This window comes from Kribbella sp. CA-294648 (assembly GCF_050943845.1).
Classification (GTDB): Bacteria; Actinomycetota; Actinomycetes; order Propionibacteriales; family Kribbellaceae; genus Kribbella.
In genome coordinates this window covers 3,781,359-3,795,927 of the sequence record NZ_CP191981.1, presented here as the reverse complement: position 1 = coordinate 3,795,927, position 14,569 = coordinate 3,781,359, and the positions used below count along the sequence as shown (strand labels likewise).

The following is a 14,569-nucleotide window of genomic DNA, read 5'->3' as shown; positions in this document are numbered from 1 at the left end:
GGCCTTGTCCGAGGACAGATGATGGAGTGACGCTGGACGAAAGGCGCGCTCAAGGAATGACACGGGAACACCGCCTCACGCAGATCTTCATCAAGCTGGCCGACACGCTCGTCGCCGAGTTCGACCTGGTCGACTTCCTCGGCATGCTCGCCGAGGCGACCGTCGAGCTGCTCGACGTCCAGGCGGCCGGCCTGATGCTTGCCGACGACAACGGAACGCTGCACGTGATGGCCTCGTCGGACGACCAGACCGAGCTGCTGGAACTGTTCGAGCTGCAGCAGAACGAAGGGCCCTGCCCGCAGTGCTTCCAGACCGGCGTACCGGTGGTGAACGTGGACCTGCGGGGCTGGCCGCAGTTCGCGGAGGCCGCTGCGGCCGGAGGGTTTGTCTCGGCGCACGCCGTGCCGCTGCGGCTGCGCGGGCAGGTGATCGGCGCGATGAACGTGTTCCGGACCAGCCGCGGTCCGCTCACCGACCAGGACGTCGCGCTCGCCCAGGCACTGGCCGACATGGCCACGATCGGCCTTCTGCACGAGCGGGAGCTGCGCGACCGGCGGGAGCTCGCCGAGCAGCTGCAGCATGCCCTGGACAGCCGGATCGTGATCGAGCAGGCCAAGGGCATGCTCGCCGAGCGGACCGGCTTGACCCTGCCGGAGGCGTTCACCGCGATGCGATCTTATGCACGTGGCCGGGGTCACGGACTGACCTCGGTGGCCCACAGTGTGCTCGACGGCACGCTCCAGACCTCCGCATTGCTGACCCGCTGAGCCCGGCCGCGCCACGCACCAGCCGGGCGGTCGGTTGCGTAGCGCCGGTCGGCATGGTTCCGTTGGGGGCAACAGCCACTCTTCTCGTGGCGCTGCCCTGGACCCGGTGGCGCATCTCGACCGATGCACTCCGGATGGGGCGTTCTCCTTGTCACAACTGCTCGCTGAAGACCCGCACGCCCAAAGACCGCAGCAACGGCATGCGAGTCTTTACAGCGATCTGCTCACCACGGTGCGTGAGCTCGGCCTGTTGCGGCGCCGCTACACCTACTACTGGACCCGGATCGGTCTGGTCCTGGCCGCGCTGGGCGGTGTGATCGCCGGCTTCGTCCTGCTCGGCAACTCCTGGTTCCAGCTGCTGATGGCCGGCGCGCTGGCCCTCATCCTGGTCCAGGTCGCGTTCCTCAGCCACGACAGCGCGCACCGGCAGATCTTCCACTCCGCCGCCTGGAACGACTGGACCGCCCGCCTGCTGGCCGGTGGCATCGCCGGGATGAGCATCACCTGGTGGAAGAACAAGCACAGCAAGCACCACAACGCGCCGAACCAGATCAGCAAGGACCCGGACATCGGGATCGGCGTGATCGCCTTCACCCCGGACCACGCCGACAGCCGCCGGCGCGGCTTCATCAAGTGGTTCGGCGACCGCCAGGGCTGGCTCTTCTTCCCGCTGCTGACGCTGGAAGGCCTCAGCCTGCACGTGTCGAGCCTGCAGCACCTGTTCCGTCGCGGCGCGACCAGAGTCGAGCGCGTCGAGGCCGCGGTCGTCGTCTCGCGCCTCGGCCTCTACATCACCGCCCTGTACGTCGTCCTGCCGTTCGGCAAGGCCAGCGCGTTCCTCGGACTGCAACTGGCCGTCTTCGGGGTCTGCCTGGGCGGCTCGTTCGCGCCGAACCACAAGGGCATGCCGCTCGTCCCGAAGACGATGAAGCTCGACTTCCTGCGCCGCCAGGTGCTGATGTCCCGCAACATCCGCGGTGGCGCTGTCGTCGACTTCGCCATGGGCGGCCTCAACTACCAGATCGAGCACCACCTGTTCCCGAGCATGCCGAGACCGACCCTGCGCAAGGTTCAGCCGATCGTGCGCGAGTACTGCGCGCAGAATGGCGTGAAGTACACCGAGGTCGGCTTCTTCGAGTCGTACACGATCATCGTCGACTACCTGAACAACGTCGGCCTGCGAGCCCGCGACCCGTTCCAGTGCCCGCTGGTCAGTCAGTACCGCGACTAGACGACAGCAACGGCAGGGCGGCGGCCAGTGCGTCATCGGCCGCCGCGCGGCCCAGTTGGTGATGGTCTGCCATCACCGTCGCGCCTTCGAGCAGCATCAGCAACTGACGCCCGACCCGGTCCGGATCGGCGACCCCGGCCTGGGTCGCGATCTCGGTGAGCAATTCCTGATAGCGGTCGAGATGGCGGACCGCCATGCTGTGGGCCGGCTCGAAATGCCGCTGGGTGGCGGCGTTCAGCAGCGCACAGCCGCGGTAGTTCGCCTGCTCGAACCACTCCCCCAGTACTGCGAACACAGCGGTCAGCCGGGCGACGGGATCATCCCCGCCCGAGTCGGCCGCCCGCCGGAGCCAGGCGTTGTTGCGATCGCTCCGAGCCTGCAGGACCGCGGCGATCAGCCCGTCCTTGGAGCCGAAGTGCCGGTACAGCGTCTCCTTCGACGCTCCCACGGACGCGCACAGCTCGGCGATCCCGACGCCGTCCAGGCCGCGCTCGTAGAAGACCACGCTGGCGGCCTCGAGCATCGCCGCCCGGGTCCGTTCAGGATCCAGTGAGCTTCCTTTGGCGACAGGCATGAGACAGATGGTACCGACCGGGACTATCTCTTGCTAGCGTGGTGATGGTACCGACCGGTTCGATCAGATGAGGTGCCCCCTTGACGCACGCCAGCACGTCCGCCTTCCCCGTTGCCAGCGGCGGGCACCAGCTCCCCGGAGTGCTGCATCTCCCGGCCGGTGACGGGCCCCATCCGGCCGTCCTGCTGTTGCACGGGTTTCCGGGGTGGGAGCGCAACTTCGACCTCGCCCATGCCTTCAAGCGGGCCGGCTACGCCACCCTCGTCTTCCACTACCGCGGCTCGTGGGGCGCGGCCGGCACGTGGTCGTGGAGCAACGTGCTCGAGGACGCGGCGACCGCCGTCCAGGTACTGCGCAAAGACCCGCGCATCGATCCCGCCCGGATCGCCGTCGTCGGCCACAGCATGGGCGGATTCGCCGCCTTGCGGACCGTCGCGGCCGACCCCACGATCCCCGTCGTCGCCTCGATCGCCGGCTTCGACTTCGGCGCCGCGGCCACCGCACCGAACCCGGACCAGTACGTCGAGCCGTTCGACAGCGATCTGCTCCCCCTGCAAGGCACCAGCGGCCGCGCCCTGGTCGACGAGATGGTTGCCCACGGCCCCGAATGGCGCCTGGCGCCGCTCGCCCCGAAGCTGGCCGACCGCCACGTCCTCCTGATCGCCGCCGATCGCGACGCGGCGGCGCCGCATGAGCAGCACCACGTACCGCTGGTGGCCGCCTACCAGAACGCCGAGCATCACCTGTTCCCTACCGACCATGCCCTGTCGGACCATCGTGAGCAGCTGGCCGAGGCGGTGCTCGCCTTCCTGAAACCCAGGCTATGAGGTCTGAAGCGCAAGCTGTGAAGTACCGCCTCGCGCTGGGATCCGCCGTCGCGCTGGGCTTCGCGCGCTTCGCCTACGGACTGGTCGTGCCCGCCATGCGCGACCAACTCGGCTGGTCCCTGGCCGATGCCGGCCTGCAGACGACGGCGAACGGCGTCGGCTACCTGCTCGGAGCGATCGTGGTGGCGATGGTCGTCCGCCGGCTCGGCACGGCGCGCTCCTTCCGGCTGGGCATGATCGTCACCACCGCCTCCCTCGCCGCGACCGCGGCCACCGCGATCCCGCTGCTCCAGCTGTTGCTCAGAGCAACGGCCGGTTTCTCGGGCGCGCTGGTCTTCGTCGCCGGCACGGTGATCGCCGCGAGAATGGCCGACCGCTCCGCGATCACCGTGTACTTCGGCGGTGCCGGGCTGGGCGTCGCGCTCAGCGGACTCGCGCTCCCACTCCTGCTGGACGGACACCCGAGCCGGTGGCCGGTCGCCTGGCTGCTGCTCGGCGCGGCCTCGCTCGCTGCCACGGCGGTCTCCTGGTCTGCGGTCACCTCAGTAGTACCGGCGGCCGAAGCCAAGGCCAGGCTGGGGAATCTCTGGCCGATCGGCGTCGCCTATGTCTTGTTCGGCGCCGGCTACATCGTCTACATCACGTTCCTGACCGCCTACCTCAAGTCGGAACACAGCACCGCACCCGAGATCGCCGCCACCTGGACGCTGATCGGACTGGCCGCGATCGTCGCACCACCGGTCTGGAGCCGCCCGCTGGCCAGCTGGGCCGATGCCCGCGCAATGGCAGTTCTTCTGATCCTGCAAGTGGTCGCAGCGATACTCCCCCTCATCGACCGCACACTAGTGCTGCTTTCGGCCGCGATCGTGGGCTTCACCTTCCTCAACGTTCCCGCCTCGGTCGCCGCGCTGGTCCGGCGTACCAGACCTCCGCAGGAGTGGACCGCCGTCGTCGGCGCCCTCACCGTGCTGTTCGCCGCCGGACAGACCATCGGACCGTGGCCCGCCGGACTGCTCGCCGACCGCCTCGGTCCGAGCGCGACCCTCAACTGGACCGCTGCCCTCTGCCTCGCGGGCGCGTTGGTTGCGGTCTGCTGGAAAACGGCTAGCTCCGCGGCGGGATCTCCCCCGAGCCGCGAATCGTCAGTTTCACCGGCACCCTGACGGTTCGGCCCGGGCGATGTGGCTCGGGGAGGCGCTCGGTCATCAACTGGATCGCAGTACGGGCCATCACGTCGGCCGACTGTGCGACCGCGGTGAGTCCCGGGCTCAGCAGGTCGCCGAGCGCGAGGTCGTCGAACGACACCAGGGCCACCTGGTCACGACGGCCGGCCATGCCCCGCAGTACCTCGGCGGTGGTCATGTTGTTGGCCGACAGGATCGCCGTGGCGGCCTCGGGCCGGTCCAGTACTGCGGACAGCGTGATCCCGATCCCCTCGGTCGTCGGCTCGGACAGGTGGACCAGGTCCTCGTCGACGTCGATCCGGTGCCTGGCCATCGCGGCCCGGTAGGCCACCACCCGCTCGCGTGCCGTGAAGATCCGCTCGTCGTCACCGAGGTAGGCGATCCGGCGGTGCCCCTGGCGGACCAGGTGGTCGATCGCCTGGTCGATACCGCCCGCGTTGTCGGCGAGCACCGCGTCGGCCTCGATACCGTGTGCCGGCCGGTCGATCGTGACGACGGCCATGCCGGCATCCACGTGCGGCGCCAGGTAGTCCTGGGTCTCGCCGATCGGCGCCATGATCAGCGCGTCGGGACGGCGGGCGACGAACTCGAGACAGACGTCCCGCTCGCGGTCGGGGTCCTCGTCGGTCAGGCCGATCATCACGACCGAGCCGCTCCCCCGCGCCCACAGCTCGACCGCACGGCCGAGCGAGGCGAAGAACGGGTCGCCGATGTCGCGGATCACCACCGCGATCGTGCCGGTCTTGCCGCGGCGCAGCATCCGGGCGCTCTCGTTCGGCGTGTAGTTGAGTTCCTTGATCGCGGCCTGGACCTTCGCGGTCAGCTCGGGGCTGACGTTCGGCTCCTCGTTGACCACCCGGGACACGGTCTTGAGCGCCACCCCCGCCCGGGCCGCGACCTCTTTCATGGTGGGCCGGCGCTGCCCGGCTCCATTCACACCAGTGATGCTCACAGGCCCACCTTCTCCGTCTAACTCTCGACCACGACAGGGATGATCATCGGCCGCCTGCGATGAGTATCGCTGACCCACTTGCCGACCACCCGGCGGATGACCTGCTGCAACTGGTACATGTCGTCCACCCCGCCCCCGATCGCCTTCTCGATCTCCGCCTCGATCCGCGGCTTCAGCTCGTCGAAGACGGCATCGTCCTCGGCGAATCCGCGCGCGTGGATCTCCGGACCGGCGGTCAGTTTGCCGGTGACCGAGTCCATCACGGCGATCACCGAGATGAAACCCTCGTCGCCGAGAATCCGGCGGTCTTTCAGCGACGTCTCGGTGATGTCGCCCACGGTCGAGCCGTCGACGAACACGTACCCGCACTCCACCTTGCCCGCCACGACGGCCTTGCGGTCGACCAGATCGACCACCACCCCGTCCTCGACCACCACGACGTTCTCGGCCGGTACGCCGGTCTGCCGGGCCAGCTCGGCGTTCGCGTGCAGGTGCCGGATCTCGCCGTGCACCGGCATCACGTTGCGCGGCTTCACGATGTTGTAGCAGTACAGCAGCTCGCCCGCCGATGCGTGACCGGACACGTGCACCAGCGCGTTGCCCTTGTGGATCACGTTCGCGCCGTGCCGGGTCAGCCCGTTGATCACCCGGAACACCGAGTTCTCGTTGCCCGGGATCAGCGACGACGCCAGTACGACGGTGTCGCCCGGCTGGATCTGTACGACGTGGTGGTCGTTGGCCGCGATCCGGGACAGCGCCGACATCGGCTCGCCCTGCGACCCGGTGGACACCAGCACGACCTGCTCGGGCGGGTAGTTCTCCAGCTCGCGCATGTCGATCAACGTGTCGCCCGGCACGGTGAGGAAGCCCAGATCGCGGGCGACCGCCATGTTGCGCACCATCGAGCGGCCGACGTACGCGACCTTGCGGTGGTGCTTCACGGCCGCGTCCATCACCTGCTGGACCCGGTGCACGTGCGAGGCGAAGCAGGCGACGATGATGCGCTGGTTCCGCGCCTTGGTGAACACGCCGTCCAGGACCGGCGCGATGTCGCGCTCGTGGGTGGTGAAACCGGGCACCTCGGAGTTGGTGGAGTCGACCATGAACAGGTCGACGCCTTCCTCACCGAGCCGGGCGAACGAGCGCAGGTCGGTGATCCGGTGGTCCAGCGGCAACTGGTCCATCTTGAAGTCACCGGTGTGCAGGACCAGGCCGGCCGGCGTCCGGATCGCGACCGCCAGGGCGTCCGGGATCGAGTGGTTGACCGCGACGAACTCACACTCGAACGGCCCGAAGCGCACCGTCTCGCCCTCGACCACGGTCTGCTGCGGCACGTTGCGGTGCCGGTGCTCCTTGAGCTTGCCCTCCAGCAACGCCAGGGTCAGCTGCGAACCGACCACCGGGATGTCGCCGCGCTCGCGCAGCAGGTACGGCAGACCGCCGATGTGATCCTCGTGCCCGTGCGTCAGGACGACCGCCACGATGTCGTCCAAACGCTCCCGGATCGGCTGGAAGTCCGGGAGGATCAGGTCGACACCGGGCTGGTTCTCGTCCGGGAAGAGCACTCCGCAGTCGACGATCAGCAGCTTGCCGTCGTACTCGAAGACGGTCATGTTCCGGCCGACCTCGCCGAGACCGCCGAGTGGGATGACGCGGAGCGCGCCGGGAGCCAGTGGTCCCGGCGCGGACAGATCGGGGTGCGGGTGACTCATGCAATCAGTCCTGCCGTCTTGAGGTCGGTGGTGAGCGCGTCGATCTGCTCGCCGGTCGCCTCGACCAGCGGCGCCCGCAGCGTCGCGTGCTCGATGACGCCGGCCAGCTTGAGGGCGGCCTTCACCATGATGGCGCCCTGCGTCCGGGTCATGATCGCCTCGACCGCGGGCACCAACAGCCGGTCGATCCGCCGCGCGGTGGCGAGATCCCCGGCCACAACGGCGTCGATCAACTGCCGGTACTGCGGACTGGCGACGTGCCCGACGACGCTCGCGATCCCGACCGCGCCCATCGCCAGCCAGGCCAGGTTCAGCTCGTCGGCACCGCAGTAGTAGAACAGGTCGGAGTTCGCGAGCACCTTCGTCGTCGCGGCGACATCCCCCTTGGCGTCCTTGACCGCGACGATCCGCGGGTGCTCGGCCAGCGCGAGCAGCGTCTCGGTGGTGATCGGTACGCCGGCCCGGCCGGGGATGTCGTAGGCCATCACGGGGAGGCCGGTGGCATCGGCGACAGCGGTGAAGTGCAGCTTGATGCCCTCTTGCGGAGGCTTGTTGTAGTACGGGGTGACGACGAGCAGGCCATGCGCGCCGGCGGCCTCGGCGGCCTTCGCGCACTGCACGCTGTGGGCGGTGTTGTTCGTGCCCACGCCGGTGATCACCTGGGCGCGGTCGCCGACCGCCTCGAGGGTGGCGCGGATCAGCCGCACCTTCTCCTCGTCCGTGGTGGTCGGTGCCTCACCGGTGGTGCCGTTCACGATGAGGGAATCGTTGCCCTCGTCGACCAGCTTGGTGGCGACCTGCTGCGCGGCGTCGAGATCCAGCGAGCCATCGGGGTGGAACGGAGTGATCATCGCCGTGGTCAACCTGCCGAAAGGCAGGGCCGTCGAGGCGGTGGGTTCGCTAGAGGACATGGGGCTCAGATTACCGCTCCCAGCACCTCAGGAAATGAGTAGGCCTGGTGGCTGTCCGCTCGGGGGTCCGGGCAGCCACCAGGCTCACTCGTCCTATCGCCGGAGCCCCCGGAGTCGTTACAGCTTCGGGGAAAAAAGTCAGAAAAACTTTCTGCAAATACTCTTCGTGCCGAAATGATGACTCTGTGTGGATTTCCGGTGACATTCCGGCCCGATAGCCTCTGCCGGTGTCCACACCGCAGCTTGCTCCCCGCCCACCGGCCGGCCAGTCGACCCACACGCTGATGCTCGGGTTGCTCTTCCCCATACCGATGACCGCGCTCGTCGTGTGGTTCGTGCTGGGGAGGATCCACGGCCTCGGTGAGTTCCCGGCGAGCTGGACGGCCCTGGTCCCGCTCGCACTGGCCGTCGGTGCCTACTCGTTCTGCGAACTTGTCGGCTTCCGCGCCACCCCCGTGCAGCCGGGTGGAACGCCTGCCCAGGTCGAGAACCAGTCCTGGCTGGCCTTCAACAAGTCGACCTTGACGCGCTTCCTGGTGTGCGAGGCGGTCTTCTTCGCGTCGATCTCGATCGCCTTCGTCGCGACCAGCTACTGGCCCGTGCTGATCGGCGCCGCACTGGCGCTCGCCCTGATCGGCTGGGAAGCGTGGCCCACCCAGCGCAACCTCCAACGCTTCGCCGCCGCCCTCGAGTCCGGCGGCCACCCGTCCTACCTCCTCGGCCGCCCGATGGACCGGACCTAGGCCGTCGCCTCGGCCAGCGCTGCCAGCAGGTCGAGCGGTCGCTGATCCGGCGCTGCCACGCGGACCTCGTTCATCAGATAGGAGAAGCTGATCCCGCGGCTCGGCCAGGCCCCATGACGGGACCCGCCGGCGCCGGCGTGACCGAAGGCGTCAGCGGGTGCGCCGAGATACGCAGCCGCGGCCTTCAGCTCGAAGCCCGCGCCGTAGGCCATCTCGCTCCCCCAGAACGGTTCGATGCCCCGGCGGATCTCCCGCCTGCCCAGCTCGACCGTCTCCGGTCGCAACACCCGCACGCCGTCGACTTCGCCGAGCAGCGATGCGTAGAACCGGGCCATCCCACGCGCCGTCGCGAACGCGCCGACCGCCGCCAGCCCCGCACTCCGGTACTGCGGACTGTTCCAGATCTCGTCGGCTCCCGGCACCAGCAGTGGGTTCCGCAGCAATTGCCGCAACGGATCGACTTCCGCGGGATCGGCCAGTACGCCGTCCGCAGCCACCATCGTGGAAGCCTTTGAATGCAGGTCTTCCGGCAAGCCGATCCACACCTCCAGCCCCAACGGAGCCGCGAACTCGTCGGCGAAGAACGCGCCCATCGGCCGGCCGTCGGTACGTCGCACGAGCTCGTCGAGCAGCCAGCCCCAGGTGGTCGCGTGGTACATGAACTCTGCCCGCGGATCGTCCGACGGAGCCTGTGCCGCAAGCTGCGCCGCGACCGCGTCATGGTCGAGCAAGTCCACTTTGCTGAAGTCGGTCCCCGGCAACCGCGCCTGGTGGGACAGCACCTCGGCGACCGTGATCGCCTCTTTCCCAGCTGCTCCGAACTCCGGCCAGTACTTGCTGAGCGGCGCCTCCAACGCGACTACACCACGCTCCACCAGTAACAACACGGCAGCCGCCGCCAGGCCTTTGGTACCGGAGAAGATCAGCTGGACCGTGTCCTCCGCCCAAGGCACGTCGGGCCGAGCCAGTCCACCCCACAGGTCGACCACGAGTTGCCCGTCGCGGTACGCCGCGAACCCGGCGCCGCGTTCGCCTTGTTCGGTGAAGTTGCGCTCGAACGCCACCGCGACAGCGCCGAACCCGTCAGCCGTCCAGCCAGAGGTCATGGCTGAGATAGTACCGACCGGTTCGATCTATTGGCTACCCGCGATCCAGACCGATGTCGTGGACAAGATGGCGGCGTAGATGTCCTGCACGATCGGCATCGCGCCCGGCAGCAGGAGCACGCCCGCGATGATCAGAGCGGGGGCGATCAGCAGATTCTCCACCCAGCCGCCGGTGCGGAAGCGGAGATGGCGAGGCAAGCGGATCTCGTACCAGGTCTCGCCGCGGATCGGCAGCGGCCACAGCCACGGGCAGCCGGAGCGCGTGAGACTGTCACCGAGGCAGTGCACGAACATGCCGACCGTGACCGCCGCACCGATCCAACTGCCGATTCCGTCGAGCCCCGCATGCAGGTTGTGGACCGCCGACTCACCAGGCAGCCACGTGCCGGCGATCGTCCACGCACCCGCCCCGAGCACCACCAGCAGGACCCAGTCCCCCAGCGCACCGGCGGCAAGGATCAGCCCGAACAGAGCAACAGCCAGTACTGCGCGCCAACCACCCGCCGCGCCGGCACTCGAAGTCGCGATACCGAGCAGAACGGCGGCCGCCAGCGTGTGACTCGCATGCCGATGCTGACCCGTGCTGTCCTCGTCGCGCGGCCCCTTCGTGAGCGAGTAGAGCAAGCTCGAGAAGGCCCGCACCACACTGGAGACGAACCCGGTGATCGGACCGAGCAACCGGGACGCGCCCGCGCCCGGATGATCAAGGTCCGGCAGTAACGCGTAGCCCGCCGTCGCCGCGGCGAACGGCACCACCTCGGCGACCGAACTGAGCCCCACGAGCGGCGCGACCGCAAGCCCCGCGCACCAACCGGACAACGCATGCGAACGCCCCATCACGGCGCCCCACCCCCATCAGTCGTGAGCCGCCAATCCTTTCAGCGTTCACCGACAGTTCCGGGGAGCCACACGGGTCGTGCCCGGCAGTTGCCTACGGCACAGGTGCCTACCGCTGCCTACCGCTCAGGCGTCGAAGTCGAGGGTGACCTTCTCGCTGGTCGGGTGGGACTGGCAGGTGAGGACGTAGCCGGCCCGGATCTCGTCCTGTTCGAGAGCCCAGTTGGTGTCCATCCGGACCGAGCCCTCGATCACCTTCGCCCGGCAGGTCCCACAAACGCCACCCTTACAGGCGAACGGCGCATCGGACCGTACTGCGAGCGTCGCGTCCAGCACGGCCTTCGCGTGCTCGCCCAGCGGGAACGTCGACCGGCGCCCGTCGAGGATCACCGTCACCTCGGCCGCCTCCGCGTCGATCACGGTCTCCTCGGCCCGGGCCACCGGTGCCTCATCACCGACGTGGAACAGCTCGGCGTGCACGGTCTCGCGCGGCACCCCTTGCTCCAGCAGCAACTCCTGGGCACCGACGACCATCGCGTACGGCCCGCAGAGGAACCACGCGTCGACGGACTTCACCGGCAGGATCGTGGCGAGCATCCGGCGCAGCCGATCGCTGTCGATCCGCCCGTTGAACAACTCGACCTCGGTCGACTCACGAGACAGGACGTGCACCAGATGCAGCCGCTCGGCGTACACGTCCTTGAGGTCGGCGAGCTCGTCGGCGAACATCACCGAGCCCGCCGTGCGGTTCCCGTAGAGCAACGTGACTCGGCTCTGCGGCTCGACTCGCAGGATGGTGGCGACCAGCGAGAGCACCGGCGTGATCCCGCTGCCCGCGGCAACGAAGGCGTAGTGCTTCGCGTTCGCCGGGTCGAGCGGCGTACCGAACCGGCCGAGCGGGGTCATCACGTCGACGGTGTCGCCGGGTTTCAGATCGGACGCGGCGTACGACGAGAACTCGCCACCGGGGATCCGCTTGACCGCGATCCGCAGGACGCCGGAACCGGCCGGCGAGCAGATCGAGTAGCTGCGCCGGACGTCGTCGCCGGGCCGCCGGACGGTCAGGTGCTGACCCGCGGCGAACTCGTACTCCGCCTCGAGCTCCGGCGGCACGTCGAAGGTGATCGCCACCGAGTCCTCGGTGATCAGGTCGACCGCCTTCACCGTCAACGGATGGAAGGTCGCCCTGCGGCGCGTCATCGTCGTCGTCATGTCAGATCGCCTTGAAGTGATCGAAAGGCTCACGGCAGCTGTTGCAGCGCCAGAGCGATTTGCAGGAGGTGGAACCGAAGCGGCTCAGCTCCGAGGTGTCCGGCGACCCGCACAGCGGGCACCGCAGCGTCAGGCTCACCGACACCGGCCCACCGACCGCGCGACGACCCGTCGGCGGCGCGATCCCGTACTCCGTCAGCTTGGCCTTGCCCTCGTCGCTCATCCAGTCCGTCGTCCAGGCCGGGGACAACACCGTCTCGACCCGGCCTTTGAGATGGAGCGAGTCCAGCGTGAGCTCGACCTCGTGCTTGATCAGGTCCATCGCAGGACAGCCGGAGTACGTCGGGGTGATCGTGACGACCACCTCGTCGCCCTCGTGCCGGACGCCGCGCAGGACGCCGAGATCCGCGATCGTCAGGACCGGTACTTCGGGATCCGCGACCTCGCCGACTGCCTCGAAGATCGCGGTGTCACTCACCACGACGCTCCTGGGTGGGCGCGCGCGATGTGCTGCAGCTCGGCGAGCAGATAGCCGAAGTGCTCGGTATGACGGCCGTCCCGGCCACCGCTGTGCTGGTACGCCGACGTCGGCCGCTCGCAGGTCGACTCGTCGATCACCTGGGTGACCCGGCGCAGCCACTCCTCTTCGAAGCTCGACGGATCGACAGCGACCTCGAGCCGTTGCACCAACGCGTCGGAGGCGAACATCTCCGCCGTGTACGGCCACATCGCGTCGAGGCCGGCCTGCATCCGGCGGTGGCTCTCCTCGGTCCCGTCACCGAGTCGCAGCACCCACTGGGTCGCGTGGTCGACGTGGTACGCGACCTCCTTCACCGCCTTGCCGGCCACTCCCGCCAGGGTCTCGTCGGCGCAGCCACGCAGCTCTTCGTAGAGCAGGTGCTGGTACGTCGCGAAGTACAGGAGCTTGGCGATGCTCTGGGCGAAATCGCCGTTGGGCAGCTCGCACAGCTGGAGATTGAGGAACTCGCGCTCGTCGCGGAAGTAGGCCAGGTCGTCCTCGGAGCGGCCCGCACCCTCGACCTCACCGGCGTACTGGAGCAGTGAGCGGGCCTGGCCGAGCTGATCCAGGGCGATGTTGCCCAGGGCAACGTCTTCCTCGAGCTGGGGCGCGGCCGCGATCCACTCGGCGGTCCGCTGCGCCGCGATCAGCGCGTCGTCGCCGAGCCGGAGCGCGTAGCTGACGAGATCACTCACAGGTGCTCGACGCCTTCCGGGACCTGGTAGAAGGTCGGGTGCCGGTAGACCTTGTCGGCCGCGGGGTCGAAGAACTCGTCCTTCTCGTCCGGGCTGGACGCGGTGATGTCGGTGGCCGGCACGACCCAGATCGAGACGCCTTCCTGCCGCCGGGTGTAGACGTCGCGGGCGTTGCGCAGCGCCATCGTCGCGTCCGGCGCGTGCAGGCTTCCCACGTGCACGTGCGAGAGCCCCCGACGGGAGCGCACGAACACCTCCCAGAGCGGCTCGATCGGCGAGCGCTTCACGTCTTCCGTCATGCCGCACTCCCCTGCAACTTCTTGGCCTGCTTCTCCGCGTACGCCGCGGCCGCCTCGCGGACCCAGGCGCCGTCCTCGTGCGCCTTCACCCGGTGCGCCAGCCGCTGCTTGTTGCACGGACCGTTGCCCTTGACAACTTCGTAGAGCTCGCTGAAGTCCGGCTGGGTGAAGCTGTAGTGCCCGGTCGCCTGGTCGTAGCGCAGCCCGTCGTCCGGCACCCGGAGGCCGAGCACGTCGGCCTGCGGCACGGTCATGTCGACGAAGCGCTGCCGCAGCTCGTCGTTGCTGTGCCGCTTGATCCCCCACGCCATCGACTGCTCCGAATGGGTCGAGCTGGCGTCCGGCGGGCCGAACATCATCAGGCTCGGCCACCACCAGCGGTCCAGCGCGTCCTGCGCCATCGCCTTCTGCGCGTCGGTGCCGTTGCACAGCGTGTGCAGGATCTCGAACCCCTGCCGCTGGTGGAACGACTCCTCCTTGCAGACCCGGACCATCGCCCGCGCGTACGGCCCGTACGAGCAGCGGCACAGCGGCACCTGGTTGACGATCGCGGCGCCGTCGACCAGCCAGCCGATCGCGCCGATGTCGGCCCAGGTCAGCGTCGGGTAGTTGAAGATGCTGGAGTACTTCTGCCGGCCGCTGTGCAGCAGGTCGAGCAGGTCGGCGCGGTCCACGCCGAGCGTCTCGGCCGCGGCGTACAGGTAGAGGCCGTGGCCGGCCTCGTCCTGGACCTTCGCCATCAGGATCGCCTTGCGGCGCAGTGACGGCGCCCGGCTGATCCAGTTGCCCTCGGGCTGCATGCCGATGATCTCGGAGTGCGCGTGCTGCGCGATCTGCCGGATCAGGGTCTTGCGGTACCCCTCGGGCATCGCGTCGCGCGGCTCGATCCGGCCGTCGGCGTCGATCGTCGCCTGGAAGCTGTCCATGATTCCGAGCATAGCCGACTTGTGACACTTCGTCTGCCGATTCGACGACAAGTGTCACAAGGTGGTGCTGGAA

The 14,569-nt window shown here is 68.6% G+C and carries 16 protein-coding genes; 5 read left to right on the top strand and 11 right to left on the bottom strand.

Features of this window, described 5'->3' with window-relative positions; translation table 11 throughout:
• The first annotated feature begins 56 nt into the window (after positions 1-56).
• Both ACQPYM_RS18060 and ACQPYM_RS18055 read left to right on the top strand, forming a co-directional pair.
• Complete coding sequence (locus tag ACQPYM_RS18060; RefSeq protein WP_433022093.1) at positions 57-767, top strand: GAF domain-containing protein; 711 nt, start codon at positions 57-59, stop codon at positions 765-767.
• Between the two features lie 148 nt (positions 768-915).
• Positions 916-1,998, top strand: a complete 1,083-nt coding sequence (locus ACQPYM_RS18055; RefSeq protein WP_433022091.1) for a fatty acid desaturase family protein — start codon at positions 916-918, stop codon at positions 1,996-1,998.
• Here the strand turns inward: ACQPYM_RS18055 and ACQPYM_RS18050 are convergent.
• On the bottom strand, positions 1,979-2,572 hold the full coding sequence (locus tag ACQPYM_RS18050) for a TetR/AcrR family transcriptional regulator (RefSeq protein WP_433022089.1): 594 nt from the start codon (positions 2,570-2,572) through the stop codon (positions 1,979-1,981). The genes ACQPYM_RS18055 and ACQPYM_RS18050 overlap by 20 nt on opposite strands.
• A gap of 80 nt (positions 2,573-2,652) precedes the next feature.
• Here ACQPYM_RS18050 and ACQPYM_RS18045 point away from each other — a divergent pair, with 80 nt between their 5' ends.
• Together ACQPYM_RS18045 and ACQPYM_RS18040 are read left to right on the top strand one after the other, a co-directional pair.
• Positions 2,653-3,399 carry an alpha/beta hydrolase family protein gene (locus ACQPYM_RS18045; protein WP_433022087.1) on the top strand — a complete coding sequence of 249 codons (747 nt, stop codon included), beginning with the start codon at positions 2,653-2,655 and terminating at the stop codon, positions 3,397-3,399.
• Entirely contained in the window at positions 3,396-4,562 is a 1,167-nt protein-coding gene (locus ACQPYM_RS18040; RefSeq protein ID WP_433022085.1) for a YbfB/YjiJ family MFS transporter, read from the top strand. Before ACQPYM_RS18045 ends, ACQPYM_RS18040 begins: the two co-directional genes overlap by 4 nt.
• On the opposite strand, the gene ACQPYM_RS18035 is transcribed toward ACQPYM_RS18040, so the two are convergent.
• From ACQPYM_RS18035 to dapA, 3 genes are read right to left on the bottom strand one after another with little or no spacing between them, the layout of a single operon-like run.
• A complete protein-coding gene (locus ACQPYM_RS18035; RefSeq protein ID WP_433022083.1) occupies positions 4,504-5,535 on the bottom strand; it encodes a LacI family DNA-binding transcriptional regulator in 1,032 nt (343 codons plus the stop codon). The two genes, ACQPYM_RS18040 and ACQPYM_RS18035, sit on opposite strands and share 59 nt — an antisense overlap.
• A gap of 17 nt (positions 5,536-5,552) precedes the next feature.
• Entirely contained in the window at positions 5,553-7,247 is a 1,695-nt protein-coding gene (locus tag ACQPYM_RS18030; RefSeq protein ID WP_433022081.1) for a ribonuclease J, read from the bottom strand.
• Positions 7,244-8,158, bottom strand: a complete 915-nt coding sequence (gene dapA, locus ACQPYM_RS18025) for a 4-hydroxy-tetrahydrodipicolinate synthase (protein ID WP_433022079.1) — start codon at positions 8,156-8,158, stop codon at positions 7,244-7,246. The genes ACQPYM_RS18030 and dapA overlap by 4 nt, the downstream gene beginning before the upstream one ends.
• Before the next feature lie 227 nt (positions 8,159-8,385).
• Here dapA and ACQPYM_RS18020 point away from each other — a divergent pair, with 227 nt between their 5' ends.
• A complete protein-coding gene (locus ACQPYM_RS18020; RefSeq protein ID WP_433022077.1) occupies positions 8,386-8,901 on the top strand; it encodes a hypothetical protein in 516 nt (171 codons plus the stop codon).
• Here the strand turns inward: ACQPYM_RS18020 and ACQPYM_RS18015 are convergent.
• The 7 genes from ACQPYM_RS18015 to paaA form a co-directional block, all read right to left on the bottom strand.
• Positions 8,898-10,007 (bottom strand): serine hydrolase domain-containing protein, encoded by a 1,110-nt coding sequence (locus ACQPYM_RS18015; protein WP_433022075.1) that lies wholly within the window; start codon positions 10,005-10,007, stop codon positions 8,898-8,900. The genes ACQPYM_RS18020 and ACQPYM_RS18015 overlap by 4 nt on opposite strands.
• 27 nt (positions 10,008-10,034) lie before the next feature.
• Positions 10,035-10,844: a metal-dependent hydrolase gene (locus ACQPYM_RS18010; protein WP_433022073.1), complete on the bottom strand. Its 810-nt coding sequence runs from the start codon at positions 10,842-10,844 to the stop codon at positions 10,035-10,037.
• 126 nt (positions 10,845-10,970) lie between these two features.
• A complete protein-coding gene (paaE, locus tag ACQPYM_RS18005; RefSeq protein ID WP_433022071.1) occupies positions 10,971-12,056 on the bottom strand; it encodes a 1,2-phenylacetyl-CoA epoxidase subunit PaaE in 1,086 nt (361 codons plus the stop codon).
• Position 12,057: 1 nt separating this feature from the next.
• On the bottom strand, positions 12,058-12,534 hold the full coding sequence (gene paaD, locus ACQPYM_RS18000; RefSeq protein ID WP_433022069.1) for a 1,2-phenylacetyl-CoA epoxidase subunit PaaD: 477 nt from the start codon (positions 12,532-12,534) through the stop codon (positions 12,058-12,060).
• Complete coding sequence (paaC, locus tag ACQPYM_RS17995) at positions 12,531-13,271, bottom strand: 1,2-phenylacetyl-CoA epoxidase subunit PaaC (protein WP_433022067.1); 741 nt, start codon at positions 13,269-13,271, stop codon at positions 12,531-12,533. The genes paaD and paaC overlap by 4 nt, the downstream gene beginning before the upstream one ends.
• A complete protein-coding gene (gene paaB / locus ACQPYM_RS17990) occupies positions 13,268-13,570 on the bottom strand; it encodes a 1,2-phenylacetyl-CoA epoxidase subunit PaaB (protein WP_433022065.1) in 303 nt (100 codons plus the stop codon). The genes paaC and paaB overlap by 4 nt, the downstream gene beginning before the upstream one ends.
• A complete protein-coding gene (paaA, locus tag ACQPYM_RS17985; RefSeq protein ID WP_433022063.1) occupies positions 13,567-14,496 on the bottom strand; it encodes a 1,2-phenylacetyl-CoA epoxidase subunit PaaA in 930 nt (309 codons plus the stop codon). The genes paaB and paaA overlap by 4 nt, the downstream gene beginning before the upstream one ends.
• Positions 14,497-14,569: the final 73 nt, after the last annotated feature.

Excerpts from the sequence above, each read along its gene's own strand:
- ACQPYM_RS18060 (WP_433022093.1), top strand. The coding sequence starts at position 57 with ATGACACGGGAACACCGCCTCACGCAGATCTTCATCAAGCTGGCCGAC.
- ACQPYM_RS18050 (WP_433022089.1), bottom strand. The coding sequence starts at position 2,572 with ATGCCTGTCGCCAAAGGAAGCTCACTGGATCCTGAACGGACCCGGGCG.
- ACQPYM_RS18040 (WP_433022085.1), top strand. The coding sequence starts at position 3,396 with ATGAGGTCTGAAGCGCAAGCTGTGAAGTACCGCCTCGCGCTGGGATCC.
- ACQPYM_RS18030 (WP_433022081.1), bottom strand. The coding sequence starts at position 7,247 with ATGAGTCACCCGCACCCCGATCTGTCCGCGCCGGGACCACTGGCTCCC.
- dapA (WP_433022079.1), bottom strand. The coding sequence starts at position 8,158 with ATGTCCTCTAGCGAACCCACCGCCTCGACGGCCCTGCCTTTCGGCAGG.
- ACQPYM_RS18015 (WP_433022075.1), bottom strand. The coding sequence starts at position 10,007 with ATGACCTCTGGCTGGACGGCTGACGGGTTCGGCGCTGTCGCGGTGGCG.
- ACQPYM_RS18010 (WP_433022073.1), bottom strand. The coding sequence starts at position 10,844 with ATGGGGCGTTCGCATGCGTTGTCCGGTTGGTGCGCGGGGCTTGCGGTC.
- paaE (WP_433022071.1), bottom strand. The coding sequence starts at position 12,056 with ATGACGACGACGATGACGCGCCGCAGGGCGACCTTCCATCCGTTGACG.
- paaB (WP_433022065.1), bottom strand. The coding sequence starts at position 13,570 with ATGACGGAAGACGTGAAGCGCTCGCCGATCGAGCCGCTCTGGGAGGTG.
- paaA (WP_433022063.1), bottom strand. The coding sequence starts at position 14,496 with ATGGACAGCTTCCAGGCGACGATCGACGCCGACGGCCGGATCGAGCCG.